This window comes from Mycobacterium sp. E2699, assembly GCF_001666745.1.
Taxonomy (GTDB): Bacteria; Actinomycetota; Actinomycetes; order Mycobacteriales; family Mycobacteriaceae; genus Mycobacterium.
In genome coordinates this window covers 1-18,584 of record NZ_LZJH01000117.1, presented here as the reverse complement: position 1 = coordinate 18,584, position 18,584 = coordinate 1, and the positions used below count along the sequence as shown (strand labels likewise).

Annotated in this window: 16 protein-coding genes and 1 tRNA gene; 13 read left to right on the top strand and 4 right to left on the bottom strand. The window is 70.9% G+C overall.

Going from position 1 to position 18,584, the window contains the following annotated elements:
• Positions 1-551 precede the first annotated feature (551 nt).
• The gene (locus A5696_RS20795) at positions 552-1,409 is read right to left on the bottom strand and encodes an HAD-IB family hydrolase (protein WP_067882893.1); all 858 of its coding nucleotides are present in this window, start codon (positions 1,407-1,409) and stop codon (positions 552-554) included.
• A gap of 492 nt (positions 1,410-1,901) precedes the next feature.
• On the opposite strand from A5696_RS20795, the gene ssd reads away from it, so the two are divergent.
• Genes ssd through A5696_RS20760 form a run of 7 tightly spaced genes read left to right on the top strand, consistent with a single transcriptional unit; the run spans position 1,902 to position 6,377 of the window.
• Entirely contained in the window at positions 1,902-2,951 is a 1,050-nt protein-coding gene (ssd, locus tag A5696_RS20790) for a septum site-determining protein Ssd (protein WP_067882891.1), read from the top strand.
• Complete coding sequence (locus A5696_RS20785) at positions 2,948-4,111, top strand: TadA family conjugal transfer-associated ATPase (protein ID WP_067882888.1); 1,164 nt, start codon at positions 2,948-2,950, stop codon at positions 4,109-4,111. The genes ssd and A5696_RS20785 overlap by 4 nt, the downstream gene beginning before the upstream one ends.
• Entirely contained in the window at positions 4,108-4,908 is an 801-nt protein-coding gene (locus tag A5696_RS20780) for a type II secretion system F family protein (protein WP_067882887.1), read from the top strand. Before A5696_RS20785 ends, A5696_RS20780 begins: the two co-directional genes overlap by 4 nt.
• Entirely contained in the window at positions 4,905-5,501 is a 597-nt protein-coding gene (locus A5696_RS20775) for a type II secretion system F family protein (protein WP_197517039.1), read from the top strand. The genes A5696_RS20780 and A5696_RS20775 overlap by 4 nt, the downstream gene beginning before the upstream one ends.
• 18 nt (positions 5,502-5,519) lie before the next feature.
• The gene (locus A5696_RS20770; protein WP_067882886.1) at positions 5,520-5,720 is read left to right on the top strand and encodes a DUF4244 domain-containing protein; all 201 of its coding nucleotides are present in this window, start codon (positions 5,520-5,522) and stop codon (positions 5,718-5,720) included.
• A complete protein-coding gene (locus A5696_RS20765; RefSeq protein WP_082956302.1) occupies positions 5,717-6,046 on the top strand; it encodes a TadE family type IV pilus minor pilin in 330 nt (109 codons plus the stop codon). The genes A5696_RS20770 and A5696_RS20765 overlap by 4 nt, the downstream gene beginning before the upstream one ends.
• A 16-nt stretch (positions 6,047-6,062) precedes the next feature.
• Positions 6,063-6,377, top strand: coding sequence for an Rv3654c family TadE-like protein (locus A5696_RS20760; protein ID WP_067882885.1), 315 nt, complete (start codon positions 6,063-6,065; stop codon positions 6,375-6,377).
• Here A5696_RS20760 and A5696_RS20755 read toward each other — a convergent pair.
• Positions 6,374-7,411 carry a PAS domain-containing protein gene (locus tag A5696_RS20755; protein ID WP_067882884.1) on the bottom strand — a complete coding sequence of 346 codons (1,038 nt, stop codon included), beginning with the start codon at positions 7,409-7,411 and terminating at the stop codon, positions 6,374-6,376. The genes A5696_RS20760 and A5696_RS20755 overlap by 4 nt on opposite strands.
• A 400-nt stretch (positions 7,412-7,811) precedes the next feature.
• Positions 7,812-10,139, bottom strand: a complete 2,328-nt coding sequence (locus A5696_RS20750; protein WP_067882883.1) for a DEAD/DEAH box helicase — start codon at positions 10,137-10,139, stop codon at positions 7,812-7,814.
• Between the two features lie 248 nt (positions 10,140-10,387).
• Between A5696_RS20750 and cspA the strand changes: the two genes are divergently transcribed.
• From cspA to topA, 3 genes are all read left to right on the top strand, one after another.
• On the top strand, positions 10,388-10,591 hold the full coding sequence (gene cspA, locus A5696_RS20745; RefSeq protein ID WP_007166602.1) for a cold shock protein CspA: 204 nt from the start codon (positions 10,388-10,390) through the stop codon (positions 10,589-10,591).
• Between the two features lie 131 nt (positions 10,592-10,722).
• On the top strand, positions 10,723-11,322 hold the full coding sequence (locus A5696_RS20740) for a hypothetical protein (RefSeq protein WP_067882882.1): 600 nt from the start codon (positions 10,723-10,725) through the stop codon (positions 11,320-11,322).
• A gap of 196 nt (positions 11,323-11,518) precedes the next feature.
• The gene (topA, locus tag A5696_RS20735) at positions 11,519-14,317 is read left to right on the top strand and encodes a type I DNA topoisomerase (protein WP_067882881.1); all 2,799 of its coding nucleotides are present in this window, start codon (positions 11,519-11,521) and stop codon (positions 14,315-14,317) included.
• Here topA and A5696_RS20730 read toward each other — a convergent pair.
• Entirely contained in the window at positions 14,314-15,966 is a 1,653-nt protein-coding gene (locus A5696_RS20730; RefSeq protein WP_156738518.1) for an adenylate/guanylate cyclase domain-containing protein, read from the bottom strand. The two genes, topA and A5696_RS20730, sit on opposite strands and share 4 nt — an antisense overlap.
• Before the next feature lie 105 nt (positions 15,967-16,071).
• Here A5696_RS20730 and A5696_RS20725 point away from each other — a divergent pair, with 105 nt between their 5' ends.
• The 3 genes from A5696_RS20725 to A5696_RS20715 all read left to right on the top strand — a co-directional run.
• Positions 16,072-17,277 (top strand): DNA polymerase III subunit delta', encoded by a 1,206-nt coding sequence (locus A5696_RS20725; RefSeq protein WP_067882880.1) that lies wholly within the window; start codon positions 16,072-16,074, stop codon positions 17,275-17,277.
• Between the two features lie 42 nt (positions 17,278-17,319).
• Positions 17,320-17,395 (top strand) — tRNA-Thr (locus A5696_RS20720).
• Between the two features lie 209 nt (positions 17,396-17,604).
• The coding region (locus A5696_RS20715) for a PE family protein (RefSeq protein ID WP_156738517.1) at positions 17,605-18,584 on the top strand (980 nt) is incomplete at its 3' end.

Here is an 18,584-nt window from a genome sequence, read left to right as displayed (position 1 = left end):
ACACCATCACGCCCATCGTGAACAGCACCAGGAACTGCCAGCCGCGCACGGTGAGCCGTTCCAGGCGCAGCGGGTGCGCAGGAGGCTTTGTCGATCGCCGAGTCGCTGCCCAAACGGTAGCCGGCCGCCCGCGAATCGGCGTGAAAGAAATTGTTTTACAAATGTAAAGCGGGCGACGTCCCGAAATATTCGGTCCGCCGCCCGCTAGCACGGAACTCGGTTACCAAGCGTGCATTTTCTGGGCTGCGTGGGTTGGCCTCGGCGATCTTGCGATGCTTTCGGCTGCAGCCCCACCCAAAGGGCCGTCGACGCCTTCCGCTTTTCGCAATTACGCAGGCCCGCAACACTTCTGCCATTATCGCGGCTATGACTCCGCGTGGGTGCCGGGTTCCATGCTGGGCGCCCGACTCGGGAGAACGATCCTTCTCCTCCGGATCGACCTTGGCCTCACCGGGCTTCCGTGGTTCCTTTGTACTACTAGACCACCATCACATCAAGGTCTAATTGCGAAGCAAAAAAGCAATGCGCGAATGGCTTGTCAGCTGCCGTGGCTAAAAGGCGTAGCGGCGCAGCAGCGAGTAGGTGACCGCGCCGGCGGCGAGCGCGGTGACGCCCACCGCAGCGGTGGTCGCGATCGCGGCGCCCGACGGCGCGGGGATCCGGTCCCGCAGCGACACCGGGCGGGAGAACGTCAGCACGGGCCAGCCGCGCTCGACGGCCTCTCTGCGCAAACCGCGGTCCGGATTCACCACGCTGGGGTGGCCGACGGCCTCGAGCATGGGCAGATCGGTGATCGAGTCCGAGTAGGCATAGCAGTGTTCGAGCGGATAACCCTCACGCGCGGCCAGTTCGCGGATCGCCTGCACCTTGCCTTCGCCGTAGCAGTAGAAGGCGATCTCGCCGGTGTACTTGCCGTCGTCGACGACCATCCGGGTCGCCATCGCGTGCGTCGCGCCGAGCGCCCGGGCGATGGGGGCCACGATCTCCTCACCGGAGGCCGAGACCACGACGACGTCGCGGCCGCACAGCTTGTGGGCGGCGATGAGGTCCGCGGCTTCGGCGAACACCAGCGGGGTCACGATGTCATGCAGCGTTTCGTTGACGATCGACTTGACCTGTTCGACGTCCCAACCCGCGACCATGTTGGTCATGTGGATGCGCATCCGGTCCATCTGGTCATGATCAGCGCCGGAGAGCAGATAGATGAATTGGGCGTAGCTCGACTTGAGCACGGCGCGGCGGTTGAGCAGTCCCTGGTTGAAGAACGGTTTGCTGAAAGCCAGGGTGCTGGACTTGGCGATGATGGTCTTGTCGAGGTCGAAGAAGGCGGCGGTACGGGCGCGGGAAGCGGTAGTCGCAGCTGTTTCCGGTGGGGTTTGCTGCCGCGCGGCCGAGTCGGATACGGTCACCAACCCAGCATAGGTCGGCCGTCCGGAGACACCGCGGCGTCGGGACGAAAACGGCCGCTCATCGCCACCGCAAGAACATACCGTCGGTATTTTTGCGGCTCAACGCACCTTTCGCCGGAACAACTACTTGCGTTAGTGCGGACTGTCATGTGTATAGTAAGCATTACTCGGCCTGAGCCGAGGGTGCATCAGCCCGACCCCCCGGGGCTGATACACGACGACCCTCGCCTCCTCCCCCCCTGGCGGGGGTCGTCCCTTTTCTAGGGTAAATTTTCCGCTCCGGCCGGGCCTCTGGCCGCCGGCTCTCGCGCGTTGCGGGAGAGGGCGCCGCCGAGCGGCCGATGAGTCCGCCGGCGAGGCGTTTGTACACACTCGCGTCTCTATCCACAAATCCGGCTTTGGGACTGGTGTGCCAAGGTCACGGCCCCGCAGGGTGGATGGATGACCAGCACCACGGGCACGAATGCGGCGGGGTCGTCGGCCGTGTTGGCGATGTTGACCGACCTGAAATTGCGCGACGAGACCGACCGGGTGGCCGCGGCGGTCGGTCTGCGGGTGGTTCACGCTGGCGCGCCGGCGGTGAGCCGGAAGGCGTGGTCGGCGGCAGCGGCGGTGGTGCTGGACGAGGTGGCCGCGGACCGATGCGGGCAAGCGGCGCTGCCGCGGCGCGCCCACGTCAGCGTCGTGACGCTCGTGCACCCCGCGTCGGCGGCGCGGGCGGCGGCCGTCGCCGTCGGCGCCCAACACGTGCTAAGGCTGCCCGAGCAAGAGCGCGAATTGGTCCGCGAGCTCGCCGAGGCCGGCGAATCCGCGCGAGACGACGGCTCGCGCGGCGCGGTGTTAGCCGTAGTCGGCGGCTGCGGCGGGGCCGGCGCGTCGTCGCTCGCGGTCGCCGTCGCCCAGGCCGCCGGCGACGCGCTCCTCGTCGACCTCGACCCGTGGGGCGGGGGCATCGATCTGCTGGTGGGCGGGGAAAGTGCGCCCGGTTTGCGGTGGCCCGACCTGGCGTTGGAAGGCGGGCGGCTCAACTGGTCGGCGGTGCGGGAGGCGCTGCCGCGACACCGCGGCATCAGCGTGCTGTCCGGCACCCGCCACGGCTACGAGTTGGGCGGCGCGCCGGTGGGCGCCGTGGTCGACGCCGGGCGCCGCGGTGGGGTCGCCGTCGTGTGCGACCTGCCGCGCCGTCTCACCGATGCGACGCAAGCCGCGCTGGACGCCGCCGATCTCGTCGTGGTGGTCAGTCGCTGCGACGTGCGGGCGTGCGCGGCGACCGCGGCGATGGTTCCCGTGTTGGCCGCCGCCAATCCCAATCTCGGGCTGGTCGTGCGGGGCCCGTCGCCCGGGGGGTTGCGGGCGCGCGAGATCGCCGACATCGCCGGCCTGCCGCTGCTCGCGTCCGTCAGGGCCCAGCCGCAACTAGCCGGGCAGTTGGAACGCGGTGGCCTGCGGCTGGGCCGGCGCTGTCCCCTGGCGCTGGCGGCCCGCCGGGTGCTGGCCGTGCTGCCGTCGGCCGGATCGATGCGCAACGGCCGCGCGGCGTGAGCGGCTCGCTGATCGAACGGGTGCGCGAGCGGCTGGCGGCCGAATCCGTCCCGCTGCGACCCGGTGTGGTGGCCGCCGCGATCCGGGCCGAGTCCGGCGGGATGCTCGGCGATACCGAGGTCCTCGCCAATCTCCGCGTGCTGGAAACCGAGCTCACCGGTGCCGGCATCCTCGAACCGTTGTTGTGCGCGGACGGCACCACCGACGTCTTGGTCACCGCGCCCGACGCGGTGTGGGTTGATGACGGAAACGGACTGCGGCGCAGCGGGATTCGGTTCGCCGACGAGGCGGCGGTGCGGCGGTTGGCGCAGCGGCTGGCGTTGGCCGCCGGTCGGCGCCTGGACGATGCGCAGCCCTGGGTCGACGGCCAGTTGACCGGCATCGGTTCCGGTGGGTTCGCGGTGCGGCTGCACGCCGTGCTGCCGCCCATCGCGGCCGGCGGCACCTGCCTCTCGTTGCGCGTATTGCGGCCGGCCACACAGGATTTGGCGGCGCTGACCGCGGCCGGCGCGATCGATCCCGCGGCCGGCGCGCTGATCACCGACGTCATCGCCGCCCGGCTGGCCTTCCTCGTGTGCGGCGGTACCGGGGCCGGCAAGACCACCTTGCTGGCCGCCATGCTGGGCGCCGTGGCGCCCACCGAACGGATCGTGTGCGTCGAGGACGCGGCCGAGTTGGCGCCCCGCCATCCGCACCTGGTCAAGCTGGTCGCACGCTGCGCCAACGTCGAAGGGGTCGGCGAGGTCCCGCTGCGGGAGCTCGTCCGGCAGGCGTTGCGGATGCGACCCGACCGCATCGTGGTCGGCGAGGTCAGGGGCGCCGAAGTCGTCGATCTGCTCGCGGCGCTGAACACCGGTCACGACGGGGGCGCGGGCACGGTGCACGCCAACAGTCCCGGGGAGGTACCCGCCCGGCTGGAGGCGCTCGGCGCGCTCGGCGGCCTCGGCCGGTCGGCGCTGCACAGTCAGCTCGCCGCGGCGGTGCAGGTGCTGCTGCACGTCGCTCGGGACCGGGCCGGCCGGCGTCGGCTCGGCGAAATAGCCGTGTTGCGCCGCGCTGACGGACAGGTCCGGGCGGTCACCGCCTGGCATGCGGACCGAGGCCTCACCGACGATGCGGCCGACCTGCATCGGCTGCTGCGCAGCCGGACACCGGCATGAATCACTTCGCGACGGCCGCCCTGCTGTCAGCCCTTGCGCTGCTGGCACTTCCGCCGTCGCCGCGGCACCGGTTGCCGCGCCCGGCGCGTAATCCCCGGTGGCCCGCCGCCGGCCGCCCCGGGGTGGCCTGCGTCGCCGCCGGCGCCCTGGTGGCCGCGGCCGCACTGTTGCCCGCGACGGCGGTCCTCGCGGCCGCGGTGGTGGGTGCTACCGCGGGCCTGCGCTACGGGCGGCGCCGCCGGATCCGGCGCGCCGCGGACGAAGGCCGAACGCTGGAAGCCGCCCTCGACCTCCTGGTCGGCGAATTGCGCGTGGGCTCCGATCCGGTGCGCGCGTTCCGCGTCGCAGCCGAGGAAACCGCTGGAGCGGTGGCGGTGGCACTGCGCGCGGTCGCGGCGCGCGCCAGGTTGGGCGCCGACGTCACCGCCGGCCTGCGCGCCGCGGCGCGCTCGTCGGCGCTGCCCGCGCAGTGGGATCGGCTCGCGGTGTGCTGGCAACTGGCCGGCGAACACGGGCTGGCGATAGCCACGCTGATGCGCGCCGCACAGCGCGATATCGCTGAGCGGCAACGCTTTTCGGCGCGCATGTCCTCGAGCATGGCCGGGGCGCGCGCCACCGCGACGATATTGGCGGGCCTGCCGGTGCTCGGCGTGCTGCTGGGTCAACTGATCGGGGCCCGGCCGCTGAGTTTTCTGCTGGCCGGACACGCCGGCGGTTGCCTGCTGGTCGTGGGGTCGACGCTGGCGTGCGCCGGGCTGCTGTGGGCGGACCGGATCATCGACGGGGCCGGCGCATGAGCGCGGCGGCAGTGCTGCTGGCGGTGGCGTTGTGGATCGGCCCGGCCCCGTCGGTGGTGCGGACGCGCGCGGGGATGCGGTGCGGCACCGACCGGAACGCGCGGTGGTCAAGGCCGCGGCGCGCCGGAGACCCGCTGGCGGTCGCGTCCAGCCTCGACGTGCTGGCGGTGTGCCTGCGGGCGGGCATGGCGGTGTCGACGGCCGCGGCGGCCACGGCCCCGTCCGCTCCGCCACAGCTGGCCGGGGTGTTGCGGCGCGCCGCGGATCTGCTCGCCCTGGGCGCCGATCCCGCTGTCGCATGGTCGATCCCGCCGGAACCGCCCGGCGGCCCGGCCGGCGCGCAGATCGATGCGCTGCTGCGGCTGGCGCGGCGTTCGGCGTCCTCCGGCGCGGCGCTGGCCGGCGGGGTCGCCGAATTGGCCGACCAGTCGCGCCACGACGCCGAGCACGCCGCCGCGGCGGCCGCCGAGCGGGCCGGGGTTCTGATCGCCGGACCGCTCGGTCTGTGCTTCTTGCCGGCGTTCGTGTGCCTGGGCATCGTGCCGGTGGTGGCGGGGTTGGCCGGTGATGTCTTGCAGTCGGGCCTGCTGTGAAACGGAAGGAAGGTATTGATGGGCAACAGGTTTCGTGTGCTGCTGGCGCGCCTGGCCGTGCTGGCGAGCGACGAGTCGGGCATGTCGACGGTCGAGTATGCGATCGGCACGATAGCCGCGGCCGCGTTCGGGGCGATCCTCTACACCGTCGTCACCGGCGATTCCATCGTCTCGGCGCTGACCAACATCATCGGTCGCGCGCTCAACACCAAGGTCTGACGGGTTGTGCGGGCGCGAGCACGGTCGAGGCCGCGCTGGCGGTCGCGACGCTGGTCGTGGTGCTGGTGGTGTGCCTGGCCGGTGTCAGCGTGGTGTCGATGCAGGTGCGCTGCGTCGACGCCGCCCGCGAGGCGGCCCGGTTGGCGGCGCGCGGTGACGAGCGGTCGGCGGTCGACGCCGCGCGCCGCGTCGCTCCTGCGGGAGCGCGGATCGAGGTGCGTCATGACGGCGAATTCGTGGTCGCCGCGGTCGTCGTCCACTCAACGGTGTTGCCGTCCTTGGATATTGCGGCCAGGGCGGTGGCGGCGGCCGAGCCCCGGGGATGATCGGGGTTCGGCGACGGTGCTGGCGGCCGCGATGGTGGCGGCACTGCTGTGGCTCACCGGTGCGGGCGCCTATGTCGGTTCGGCGGTGGTGGCGCGGCATCGTGCGCAGGCCGCGGCCGACCTGGCCGCGCTGGCCGCCGCGGGCCGGCTGCCGGCCGGAGTCGCGGCGGCCTGCGCGCGCGCGACGGCCGTGACGCGGGCGATGCGAGTGGACGAGGCGCGATGCGCGGTGGATGACCTCGACGTCGTCGTCACCGTCCAGGTGGCCGTGGCCTTCGGCGGTGCCGCGCGGGCCGCCGCGCGAGCGGGACCCGCCGACCGCCGCGGCTAGGCCGTGTCGTGCGATGCTGTCGGCAGTCCCGCGGCGGAGACTTCGTCGTCCGTCGGCAATCGCAACGAGACCAGTCCGGCGAAGGTGTCCGGTTCGAGTTCCACCTTGTTGACGGTGACGTGCACCGGCACCCAATCGTCGTCGTGGCCCCGCATGCGCAGCACCCGACTGGTCGGGCCGTCGGCGAATTCCGTTGTCATGGAGGCCTTCAGGTGTTCGTCGTCGGGGTGGACCCTCGGCCTGTCCGTCTTGCTGCCGCGCCAATCGTAGAAGGTGCAGGGCTCGTCGAGCCATTTCAGCAGCGTCCAGCCGTCAAGATCGACGAGCGCCCGGTGCACCCCGGCCTGGGCCAGTCCGTTCAGGATCCGTTGCGCCAGATCGTCGGTGGACACGACCGGGCCCTTGAGCACCGAGCGCCAGTTCATGGCCCGGGCGATCAGGTGGTCCCGGCCGTCCGGTCCCGGCTCCAAAGCCGTCCGCGCGACGAAGCCGATCCGGATGGGATTTCCCTGCCAGTCGGTGAGATCCCAAGTGCTGCAGATCGTTTGGCCGGGTTTGGCCCGGACCGCCATGGCGAGCACCTTGGCTTCGTTCGGATTGAGCTGGCGCGACGGGAGGTCTTCGGCGAAGGCCCTGCCCAAGGTGACCTCGACGTCGGGATTCTTGCCGCTGTTTGACAGGGATTGCCGGGTGTCGGTGGCCACGCCGAGGGTCAGGTCCCACTTCAGCGGCCCGGGGACGGGCCGTTCGGCGGGCTCGGCGTCGGCGGGGCCGGTCCAGACATGGACGCCGTGAATGTGACCGTCGGACATGACCACCGGCTCGGTGCGGATGACGCGGTCGCGCTTGGTGGTGATGCTGGTCAGGCTCTGCCCCGTCTGCACCGATTCGGCGATCGCTGTCCGCACGGCCGCGAGATGGGGGCTGCGGCGCAGGAACGTCGTGATCGGGACGAGGTTTTTGAGTTGCCGTCCCTGCGCGACTACGGCGGGCTCGCCCCCTAACGTCTCCACGAGCAACCAGTCGTGGGCCATGCGGGCGATTTTACGGCCGCGACTCGTCGCGCCGACATCCCGGGAGGCGGCCGTGCGAGCCGAGCGCCACCGCGTCGGTGGTTGCGTCGACCCGGTCGTCCCGTTCTGGCCGAGCAGGCCGGCGATGGCCTTGCCGCCGTTTCCGCCGTTGCCGACCAGCCGGGCGCTCCCACCATGACCGCCGGGGCACCGGCGCGCTCACCGCCGGACCAACAGCGATCGGCGGGCGGAGACACGGGAATGTTTGTAGGTTCGCCCGCGTGATCCGGCTGTCTGCCGCGCGAGGTGGTGGTACGTTGAGATTTCTTCGGCAGTGAGGAACAGCGCGTTCTTGCGGCGTCTGTCACGACGCTGATTTGTGGGGGTCGACCGTTGAGGGGTCGGTCGCCATCCCGAGACGTCAGCGTGCGTCGTGACCCAGCTCCGCCAGCACCAACCGCAGCACCCTTATTGCCCCGGACTTGTCCAGCGGGTCGTTGCCGTTGCCGCATTTGGGCGACTGCACGCACGACGGGCATCCGCTCGGGCATTCACACGCTTCGATCGCCGCGGCCGTGGCGCCCAGCCAGGTGCGCGCCTGGCGGAAGCCCCGTTCGGCGAACCCCGCCCCGCCCGGGTAGCCGTCGTAGACGAAGACGCTGGGCAGCCCGTCGGGACCGATCGCGGTGGACAGGCCACCGATGTCGCCGCGGTCGCAGCTGGCCACCAGCGGCAGCAGTCCGATGGCGGCGTGCTCGGCGGCGTGTAACGAGCCGGGAACCCGGGGCGCCTCAATGCCGTTGTGCAGCAAGGCATCCGGAGCGATCGTGTACAGGGCGGCGGTGGTGGGCAGCACGTGTTCCGGCATGTCCAGCTCGATGAAGTCGATGACCTCGCCCGACAGCCGGCGCCGCAGGTAGCCCACCACGCGATGAGTGACCCGGACCGGCACCAATCCCAGGCTGACGGCCCCGAACTCGCAACGTTCACCGGCCCCGGTGACGACGATGTCGGTCAGCTCGCGCGCGAACGTCGCGTAGCCCGGATCCTCGGCGTGGACGAACGCGATCCCGTCCTCGACGTCCAGGGAGTCGACGACGTAGGTCTCGCCCTGATGCAGGTAGACCGCTCCCGGGTGCACCGACGCCGGTGCCTGATCGACGCCGGCGCTGCCCAGCAGCCGCCCGGTGTCCGCCTCGACGATGACGATCTGGCCGCCCGCCGAGCCCCGAATGTCCACGGCGGAATGGGGTTGGATGCCGGCCGCGGGAAAGTACTTGTCGTTGCGCCGCCGCAGCAGGCCGTCGTCGACCAGGCCCTGCGCGACCTCCGTGGCCCCGAAATCCCGGACCTCGGCCTCATCGAGGGGCATCTCGGTCGCCGCGCAGAGCAGCTGCGGGCCGAGGATGTAGGGGTTGGCGGGATCGATCACCACCCGCTCGACGGGCTTGCCCAGCAGCGCCGCGGGATGGTGCACCAGGTAGGTGTCCAGCGGGTCGTCGCGGGCGATCAGCACGACGAGCGCCCCCTGGCCGCGCCGACCCGACCGGCCGGCCTGCTGCCAGAACGAGGCGACCGTCCCGGGGAACCCGGCGAGCACCACCGCGTCGAGGCCCGCGATGTCGACGCCCAGCTCCAGCGCGTTGGTGGTGGCCAGGCCGCGCAGCCGGCCCTCGGCCAGGGCGCGCTCCAACGCGGTGCGGTCCTCGGCGAGATAGCCGGCCCGGTACGACGCCACCTTCGCCGACAGGTCCGGGGCGATGTCGTCGAGCCGTGCCCGCGTTCCCAGCGCCGTCAATTCCGCGGCGCGCCGCGACCGAACGAACGTCAGGGTCTGCGCCCCCTCGGCGATCAGGTCGGCCATCACGCGCGCGGCCTCGGCGCCGGCGGAGCGCCGCACCGGCGCCCCGTTCTCGCCGGTCAGGTCTGCCCGCAACGCGGGCTCCCACAACGCGACCGTCCGGGCCCCCTGCGGCGAGCCGTCCTCGGTGACCTCCGACACGGGACGGCCGATCAGCTCGGCCGCCGTCGCGCCGGGCGAATCCGTCGTCGCGCTGGCGAAAATGACGGTCGGCTCACAGCCGGGGCGAGCGGAATAGCGCTCGCACAGCCGCAGCAGCCGACGGAGCACCATCGCCACGTTCGAGCCGAAAACGCCTCGATAGTAGTGGCATTCGTCGACGATCACGTAGCGGAGCCCGCGCAGCAGCACCGCCCAGCGGGCGTGGTTGCGCAGGATCGACAGGTGGATCATGTCCGGGTTGGAAAACAACCAGCGGGAGCGCTCCCGGGCGAAGCGGCGCACCTCGGCGGGGCTGTCGCCGTCATAGGCGGTGGGAGCGACGTCATGCAGCCGCGCGACCGCCGCGGTCAGTGCGTGCGCCGTGCGCAGCTGGTCGTGACCGAGCGCCTTGGTCGGCGACAGGTACAGCACCCTGGCCCGCGGGTCCGTCGCGAGCGCGTTGAGGACGGGAAGCTGATAGGCCAGTGACTTGCCCGACGCGGTGCCGGTGCTGATCACCACATGCCGGCCGGCGTGGGCCAGCTCGGCCGCCTCGAACTGGTGCGACCACGGCACTTCGATGCCCCGCGCGGCGAACGCGCCAACGACGTCGGGCTCGGCCCACTCCGGCCAGCTGTGCGGCCGGCCGCTGCGCGCGGGCAGCTCGGCGACATGGCGCAGCGGACGCTCGCCCGCCGCCGTACCGGCGAGCGCGACGGTGAGCAGGTCGGCGCCGAAACTCGCCACCTCACACCCTCCAAGAATCCGTCCAGCACACAAGTCTGTCGCCGACGCCATGAACATGGTTGACTATTTGCGGTCGCAGCTTCTGTGTTCGTGTCAAACTTTCGCAGGAACAACGTTGCGGCCGCGGTTCCTGCGAGGTTAATCGGTCGGGTGAAGTTCCGGCGACTCAGCGAGGTATGGCGGTCGTGCTCGGCCCGGGGCACCGAAAGGCGGTGCCCCGCATCCAAAAGAAAAGGAAAGATCGAGAGATGCCACAGGGAACTGTGAAGTGGTTCAACGCGGAGAAGGGTTTCGGGTTCATTGCTCCCGAAGACGGTTCCGCGGATGTTTTTGTCCACTACACGGAGATCCAGGGTTCGGGCTTCCGCACCCTCGAAGAAAACCAGAAGGTCGAGTTCGAGATCGGCCACAGCCCTAAGGGCCCCCAGGCCACCGGAGTCCGCTCCGTCTAAGACGCGAGCAGACACAAAAGCCCCCACTTCGGCACCGATTTGGGGGCTTTTCCGTCTGCTCGGCGGGCGCTCGTGCCGCCGCGCCGAAAACCTGAAGGCGCGGGCGGGCCAGCTGGCCTACTGTCGGTGGCGTGAGCCAGCTTTCCTTCTTCACTGCGGAGTCGGTGCCGCCCGCGGCCGCCGATCTGTCCGGGGTGCTGGCGGCCCCCGGCCAGATCGTCCTGGTCGGCGCCCCGTCGCAAAGCCAGGCTCAGGGCGCCCGGCTCTCGGTGGTCGTGGATCGCATGTGGCGGGCCTCGGCGCTGGCCGTGATGATCCGCGATGCCGGTCTGGTGCCCGAGATCGGCCGCACCGACGAGGACAGCCCCTTGGTGCGCACGGCGGTGACCCCGTCGTTGGTGACGCTCGCCGCCGAATGGACCCGCGGTGCCGTCAAGACGGTGCCCCCGCGATGGCTGCCCGGACCGCGGGAGCTGCGGGCGTGGACGCTGGCGGCCGGCAACCCCGAGAACGACCACTATCTGCTCGGTCTTGATCCCCACGCACCCGACACCCATTCCCCGCTCGCGTCGGCGTTGATGCGGGTCGGAATCGCGCCCACCCTGATCGGCACCCGCGGTGGCCGGCCGGCGCTTCGGATCAGCGGCCGTCGAAGGCTATCGCGCCTGGTAGAGAACGTGGGGGAACCCCCCGACGGCGACGAGGCGTTGTCGCTGTGGCCCCGCGTCTAGCCGGGCGCTAGGCCCTGGAATTTCGGCGGCCGGTTTGCGCAGGCCCGCCCGAGGGTGCGAAATTGTCAGGTGCCCTGAAGGGCGAAGGAACGCTGGCGTACCTGATTTCACCGGAATTTCGGACGCCGGCCTGTCATTCTTCCTGCAGGGCGGTCTCGCAAGGGGGGCCGGTATAAGAGATGGAGCGTAAGCGCAGTTGGCTGACCCGAAGCTAAAAGACCGCGTCAGCGGCGGAAATGGCAGCCGTCGGCGGCTCGTGATCGTCGAGTCGCCTACCAAGGCGCGCAAGCTGGCCGGCTACCTGGGCTCCAGCTACATCGTCGAGTCCTCGCGCGGCCACATCCGTGATCTGCCCCGCGCCGCGGCCGACGTCCCGGCGAAATTCAAGTCCGAGCCGTGGGCCAGGTTGGGAGTCAACGTCGACGCCGACTTCGAGCCGCTCTACATCATCAGCCCCGAGAAGAAGAGCACCGTCAGCGAGCTGAAGGGCCTGCTGAAGGACGTCGACGAGCTCTACCTGGCGACGGATGGTGACCGTGAGGGCGAAGCCATCGCCTGGCACCTGCTGGAAACCCTCAAACCGAACATTCCGGTCAAGCGCATGGTGTTCCACGAGATCACAGAACCGGCAATCCTGGAGGCCGCCGAAAACCCCCGCGACCTGGACATCGACCTGGTCGACGCGCAGGAGACCCGCCGCATCCTGGACCGGCTGTACGGCTACGAGGTCAGCCCGGTGCTGTGGAAGAAGGTCGCGCCCAAGCTGTCGGCGGGCCGGGTCCAGTCGGTGGCCACCCGGATCATCGTGCAGCGCGAGCGCGACCGGATGGCCTTCCGCAGCGCGTCGTACTGGGACGTCATCGCCCAGCTGGACGCCAGCGTGTCGGACCCGCAGGCTCAACCGCCCACCTTCACGGCCCGGCTGACCAATGTGAACGGCCTGCGCGTCGCCACCGGACGCGACTTCGACTCACTGGGTCAGCTCCGCAAGGCCGACGAGGTGGTGATCCTCGACGAGGCCGGCGCGACCGAGCTGGCGGCCGGATTGCGGGGCGCTCAGCTGTCGGTGGCGTCGGTCGAGGAGAAGCCCTACACCCGGCGCCCCTATGCGCCGTTCATGACGTCGACGCTGCAGCAGGAGGCCGGGCGCAAGTTGCGGTTCTCCTCGGAACGCACGATGAGCATCGCGCAGCGCCTCTACGAGAACGGCTACATCACTTATATGCGTACCGACTCCACGACGCTGTCGGAGTCGGCGATCAACGCGGCGCGCACCCAGGCGCGCCAGCTGTACGGCGAGGAGTACGTCTCGCCGTCGCCGCGCCAGTACACCCGCAAGGTGAAGAACGCCCAGGAGGCGCACGAGGCGATCCGGCCGGCCGGTGAGACGTTCGCGACCCCGGACGCGGTGCGCCGCGAGCTCGACGGCGACGAATTCCGGCTGTACGAGCTGATCTGGCAGCGGACCGTCGCCTCCCAGATGGCCGACGCGCGCGGCACCACGCTGAGCCTGCGGATCGCTGGCAGGTCGGGCGAACGGGACGTGACGTTCTCCGCGACCGGACGCACCATCACCTTCGCCGGCTTCCTCAAGGCCTACGTGGAGACCGTGGACGAGCTGGCGGGCGGGGAGGCCGACGACGCCGAGCGTCGGCTGCCGCACCTGACCGAGGGGCAGCGGCTGGAGGCCCTCGAGCTCACGCCCGACGGCCACGCCACCAACCCGCCGGCGCGCTATACGGAGGCCTCGCTCGTGAAGGCCCTGGAGGAACTGGGCATCGGCCGCCCGTCGACGTACTCGTCGATCATCAAGACCATTCAGGATCGCGGCTACGTGTACAAGAAGGGCAGCGCGCTGGTGCCCTCGTGGGTCGCGTTCGCCGTCACCGGGTTGCTGGAACAGCATTTCGGCCGGCTCGTCGACTACGGTTTCACCGCGGCGATGGAGGACGAGCTCGACGCGATCGCGTCGGGCACCGAGCGACGCACCAACTGGCTCAACAACTTCTACTTCGGCGGCGATCACGGCGTGCCCGACTCGGTGGCCCGCTCCGGTGGCCTGAAGAAGCTGGTCGGCGTCAACCTCGAAGGCATCGACGCGCGAGAAGTCAACTCCATCAAGGTGTTTGACGACGCGCAGGGCAGGCCGGTCTACGTCCGGGTGGGCAAGAACGGCCCCTACCTGGAACGCATCGTGACGGGTGACGACGGCGAGCCCACCCCGCAGCGGGCCAACCTCAACGACTCGCTGACCCCCGACGAGCTGACCCTCGAGGTGGCCGAGGAGCTCTTCGCCACGCCGCAGGAGGGACGGGTCTTGGGCGTCGACCCGGAAACCGGTCACGAGGTCGTCGCCAAGGACGGCCGGTACGGGCCGTACGTGACCGAGGTCCTGCCGCCGCAGCCCGACGAGGATGACGGTGGGGCCGGGACCCCGGCGAAGAAGGGCAAGAAGCCCACCGGGCCCAAGCCGCGGACCGGTTCGCTGCTGCGCAGCATGGACCTGCAGACGGTGACCCTCGAGGACGCGCTCAAGCTGCTCTCGCTACCCCGGGTGGTCGGCGTGGATCCCGAATCCGGTGAGGAGATCACCGCGCAGAACGGGCGTTATGGCCCATATTTGAAGCGCGGCAACGATTCTCGTTCGCTGGCCACCGAGGATCAGATTTTCGACATCACCCTCGAAGAGGCGCTGAAGATCTACGCCGAGCCCAAACGCCGTGGCAGGCAGAGCGCTTCGGCACCGCCGCTGCGCGAGCTGGGCGCCGATCCGGCGTCCGGCAAGCCGATGGTGATCAAGGACGGCCGGTTCGGGCCGTACGTCACCGACGGCGAGACCAACGCCAGCCTGCGCAAGGGCGACGACGTGATGTCGATCACCGACGAGCGCGCCGCCGAGCTGCTGGCCGACCGGCGAGCCCGGGGTCCCGCCAAGCGCCCGGCGAAGAAGTCCACCCGCAGGGCGCCGGCGAAGAAGGCCACCAAGCGCGCCTAGCTGCGCACCTCGCTGGAAACCTGTTCCGCGGCAACGTCTTCGGGGGTGGCCAGTCTCACCGGCCGGGCCAGCTGGGTCGGTGCCGCGCGCCCGCGCAGCTCGACCACCTCGCCGACATCCCAGCACAGCGCCTCGGCGTCCAGGGCGCCGCTGACCGCGATCGCCGACGCGAGCACGTGCCCGGGTTCGAGCTTGGCCAGCTCGGTGAGCCGCGCGGCCTCGTTGACCGGGTCGCCGATGACGGTGTACTCGAAGCGGGCCTGCGCGCCGATGTGGCCGGCGATGGCGCGGCCTGAAGAGACCCCGATGCCGAACTCCGCCGAGCCGATCACGGGCAATATCTCGTCGTGCAGCTCGCGGGCGGCGGCCAGCGCGCCGCCGGACGCGTCGGGGTGTTCGATCGGCGCGCCGAAGATGGCCAGTGCCGCGTCGCCCTGGAACTTGTTGACGAACCCACCGTGCTTGCCGACGGTGTCGACCACGACGCGGAAGAACTCGTTGAGCAGGTGGACGACCTCGGCGGGCGGACGCGTCGCGGCCAGCTGCGTGGAGCCGACCAGGTCCACGAACAGCACGGCGACGTCGCGCTCCTGGCCGCCCAGCTCGGTGCCGCGCTCGAGGGCGCGGCGGGCCACGTCCTCGCCGACGTAGCGGCCGAACAGGTCGCGCAGGCGCTGCCGCTCGGACAGGTCACGGACCATGTCGTTGAAGCCGGCCTGCAGCAGGCCCAGCTCGCTGGCGTCGTAGATCTGCATGTGCGCGTTGTAGTTACCGCGTTGCACCTCGGACAGGGCCCAGCGCAGCTGCCGCAGCGGGTCGGCGATGGACATCGCCACCAACAGGGTGCTGACCAGCCCGACGCCCAGCGCGGCCAGGGCCAGCAGCAGGATGGGGTTGAAGAGCTTTTCGGGCGTGGCGTGCAGCAGGGAGGCCTTGTCGGCCACCACTGCCAACACGATCGCCAGCAGCGGCACCGCGGTGGACAGCATCCAACTCAGCATCTGCCGGAGGATGACGCCGGGGGCCTTGACGTTCTCCGGGACCCCGCTGCGCAGGGCCGCGACGGCCACGGGCCGCAGCACCCGCTCGGACTGCAGGTAACCGATGATCGCGGTCGCGGCGGCGCCCAGCGCGGTGGCGACCGCCACGACCGGCGCGGTGTATTTGGCCACCGACCAGCTGGCGATGATGAACACCACACCACCGATGCACCAGGCGACGCCGCTGGTGAGGGTCCGGTAGAACGGCATGCGCAGCGCGCGGCTGCGGGCCAGTTCGGTGCCGGCCGGATCGTCGTCGGCGAGCAGATTGTCGCGGCGCTGCCAGCGGAACACCGGCAGCATCAGCCTGAGGTTGAACACGATGCCGGCCAGGAACAGGAAGATCACGACGCTGACGAAGACGGCCAGGTTGACCGGCGGCAGGTCCTGCAGCTGGATGCGGTCCTGCGGCGGCAGGCCGTAGCGCAGGAAGCCCAGCACGAAAAGACCGCCGATGATGTCGGCCTGCAGCATGCTCAGCGCGAACAGCGGCCACGGGGTGCGCACCACCCACCGGACGAACGCGTTGATTCGCCCGGGCAGTGCTACCGCGGTTGCCACCAATCCACCGTATCGGGCAGGGCGGACTTGGCGGAAAACAATAAGTATCTCGGCAAGTCGCCGGCACCTGCCGAAACGCGCAGGAAGTAACGGAATCGTCGCGATACGGTGGCCGATCGGTATCTGTCGGCCGGTGTCACTAATGTTGCCGTGATGTCCGGAGTGTTTACGCGGCTGGTAGGCCAAGAGGCCGTGGTGGCCGGGTTGCTCGCCGCGGCGCGCGCCGCCCGCGGTGATCCGGCTCACAGCGATGCGGCCGACGGGACTATGACACATGCGTGGCTGATCACCGGGCCGCCGGGTTCCGGGCGCTCGGTGGCGGCGTTGTGTTTCGCCGCCGCGCTGCAATGCACCAGCGTCGGCGAGCCCGGGTGCGGGCGTTGCCGCGCGTGCACGACGACGATGGCCGGCACGCACGCCGACGTGCGCCGGGTGATCCCCGAGGGGCTGTCCATCGGGGTGGACGAGATGCGCTCCATCGTGCAGATCGCGTCGCGCCGGCCCACCACCGGGCACCGGCAGATCGTGGTGATCGAGGACGCCGACCGGCTGACCGAGGGCGCGGCGAACGCGCTGCTGAAGGTCGTCGAGGAGCCGCCACCGTCGACGGTCTTCCTGCTGTGCGCGCCGTCGGTGGATCCCGAGGACATCGCGGTTACCCTGCGCTCCCGGTGCCGGCACGTCGCGCTGGTCACCCCGCGGACCGAGGCCATCGCGCAGGTGCTCATCGACAGCGACGGCCTGGACGCCGCCGCGGCGAACTGGGCGGCCTCGGTCAGCGGCGGGCACGTGGGGCGGGCGCGCCGGCTGGCCACCGACCCCGAGGCCCGGCAGCGGAGGGAGCGGGCGCTGGGGCTCGTGCGCGACGCCGCGACGCCCTCCAAGGCCTACGCCGCCGCCGAGGAGCTGGTGGCGGCGGCCGAGGCGGAGGCCTTGGTGTTGACCGCGGACCGCGCCGAGGCCGAGACCGAAGAGCTGCGGACGGCGCTGGGCGCCGGTGGGACGGGCAAGGGCACCGCGGGTGCGCTGCGGGGTGCCGCCGGCGCGATGAAGGACCTCGAGCGACGGCAGAAGTCGCGGCAGACACGGGCGTCGCGCGATGCCCTGGACCGCGCGCTGATCGACCTGGCGACCTACTTCCGGGATGCGCTGGTGGCGTCGGCGCACGCCGGTGGCGTGCGGGCCAACCACCCCGACATGGCCGAGCGGGTGGCCGCGCTGGCCGACCATGCCTCACCCGAGAGGCTGCTGCGCTGCATCGAGGCGGTGCTTCAGTGCCGCGAGGCGCTGGCCATCAATGTCAAACCGAAGTTCGCCGTCGACGCGATGGTGGCGACCATCGGCCAGGAACTTGGGTGACTCGGCCGGGCTGCCGTAGACTCGTGCCGCCCGGCAGGGCACGCCACCTTAGCTCAGTCGGTAGAGCGGCTCACTCGTAATGAGCAGGTCAGGAGTTCGATTCTCCTAGGTGGCTCCATTCGCTGGCGGATATGTGCCGCAGTCGATCACCTGGCTCCCGCGAAATGGTCCGTTCACATTTTCCCGAGTGCCCCAACGTTGGGGCAAGCACGGAGCGCAGGTCCGCGCGACCTGCGCCCGTCTGCTGTTCGTAACACCCTTGTGGACGTTGGACGTTCGCGCCATACTTTTGGCCATCCCGGGGGTCGATGGCGCGGGAGGGCAGCAATGTCCAATTTGATCGCAGCCCCGGACACGATGGCTGCGGCGGCAACGGATGTCTCCACGATCGGTTCGACGCTTAGCGCGGCCAATGCGGCCGCGGCGACCAAGACGACAAGGGTGTTGGCCGCCGCCGAGGATGAGGTGTCGGCGGCCGTTGCGGCGTTATTTTCCGCGCACGGTCGGGGCTTCGTGGCAGTCGGTGCGCGGGCGGCGGCGTTTCACCAACAGTTTGCCCAGGCGTTGAGCGCGGGTGCGGGAGCCTACGCCGACGCGGAGGCCGCCAATGTAGCGGCGTTTGCGGCCAATCCGGCGCAGACGGTACAGCAGGATCTGCTCAACCTGATCAATACGCCCTTCCTGACGCTGACGGGGCGCCCGCTGATCGGCAACGGCGCCAACGGGACTCCGGGGACCGGGGCACCGGGCGCGCCCGGCGGGTGGCTACTCGGCAACGGCGGGGCCGGCGGGGCGGGCGGAACCGGCCAAAACGGCGGGGCCGGCGGCGCCGCCGGGCTGTTCGGCGCCGGCGGCGCCGGCGGCGCGGGCGGGTTCGGCACCACCACCGGTGGCAACGGCGGACAGGGCGGAGCCGGCGGGCTACTGGTCGGCCATGGCGGGGCCGGCGGCCCAGGCGGGATCGGTGACCCCGGCACCGGCGCTGCGGGCGGTGCCGGCGGCCGCGCCGGTGGGTTATTCGGTGCCGGCGGGGTAGGCGGCCCCGGCGGGGTCGGCCTGCTGACCGGCGGTGTCGGAGGCGCCGGCGGCACGGGCGGTCTGCTGTTCGGTGCCGGCGGTGGCGGCGGCGTCGGCGGGCTCGGCGACACCGGGACGGGTGGGGCCGGCGGACACGGCGGCAACGCCGGCATGCTCATCGGCGCCGGCGGGGTCGGCGGAACCGGCGGAAGCGCCGACGACGGGCAGGCCGGGGCCGGAGGGGCCGGTGGCAACGCCGGCCTGCTCTCCGGTACCGGCGGGGCCGGGGG

Excerpts from the sequence above, each read along its gene's own strand:
- ssd (WP_067882891.1), top strand. The coding sequence starts at position 1,902 with ATGTTGACCGACCTGAAATTGCGCGACGAGACCGACCGGGTGGCCGCG.
- A5696_RS20780 (WP_067882887.1), top strand. The coding sequence starts at position 4,108 with ATGAATCACTTCGCGACGGCCGCCCTGCTGTCAGCCCTTGCGCTGCTG.
- A5696_RS20755 (WP_067882884.1), bottom strand. The coding sequence starts at position 7,411 with ATGGCCCACGACTGGTTGCTCGTGGAGACGTTAGGGGGCGAGCCCGCC.
- A5696_RS20775 (WP_197517039.1), top strand. The coding sequence starts at position 4,905 with ATGAGCGCGGCGGCAGTGCTGCTGGCGGTGGCGTTGTGGATCGGCCCG.
- cspA (WP_007166602.1), top strand. The coding sequence starts at position 10,388 with ATGCCACAGGGAACTGTGAAGTGGTTCAACGCGGAGAAGGGTTTCGGG.
- A5696_RS20770 (WP_067882886.1), top strand. The coding sequence starts at position 5,520 with ATGGGCAACAGGTTTCGTGTGCTGCTGGCGCGCCTGGCCGTGCTGGCG.
- A5696_RS20725 (WP_067882880.1), top strand. The coding sequence starts at position 16,072 with ATGTCCGGAGTGTTTACGCGGCTGGTAGGCCAAGAGGCCGTGGTGGCC.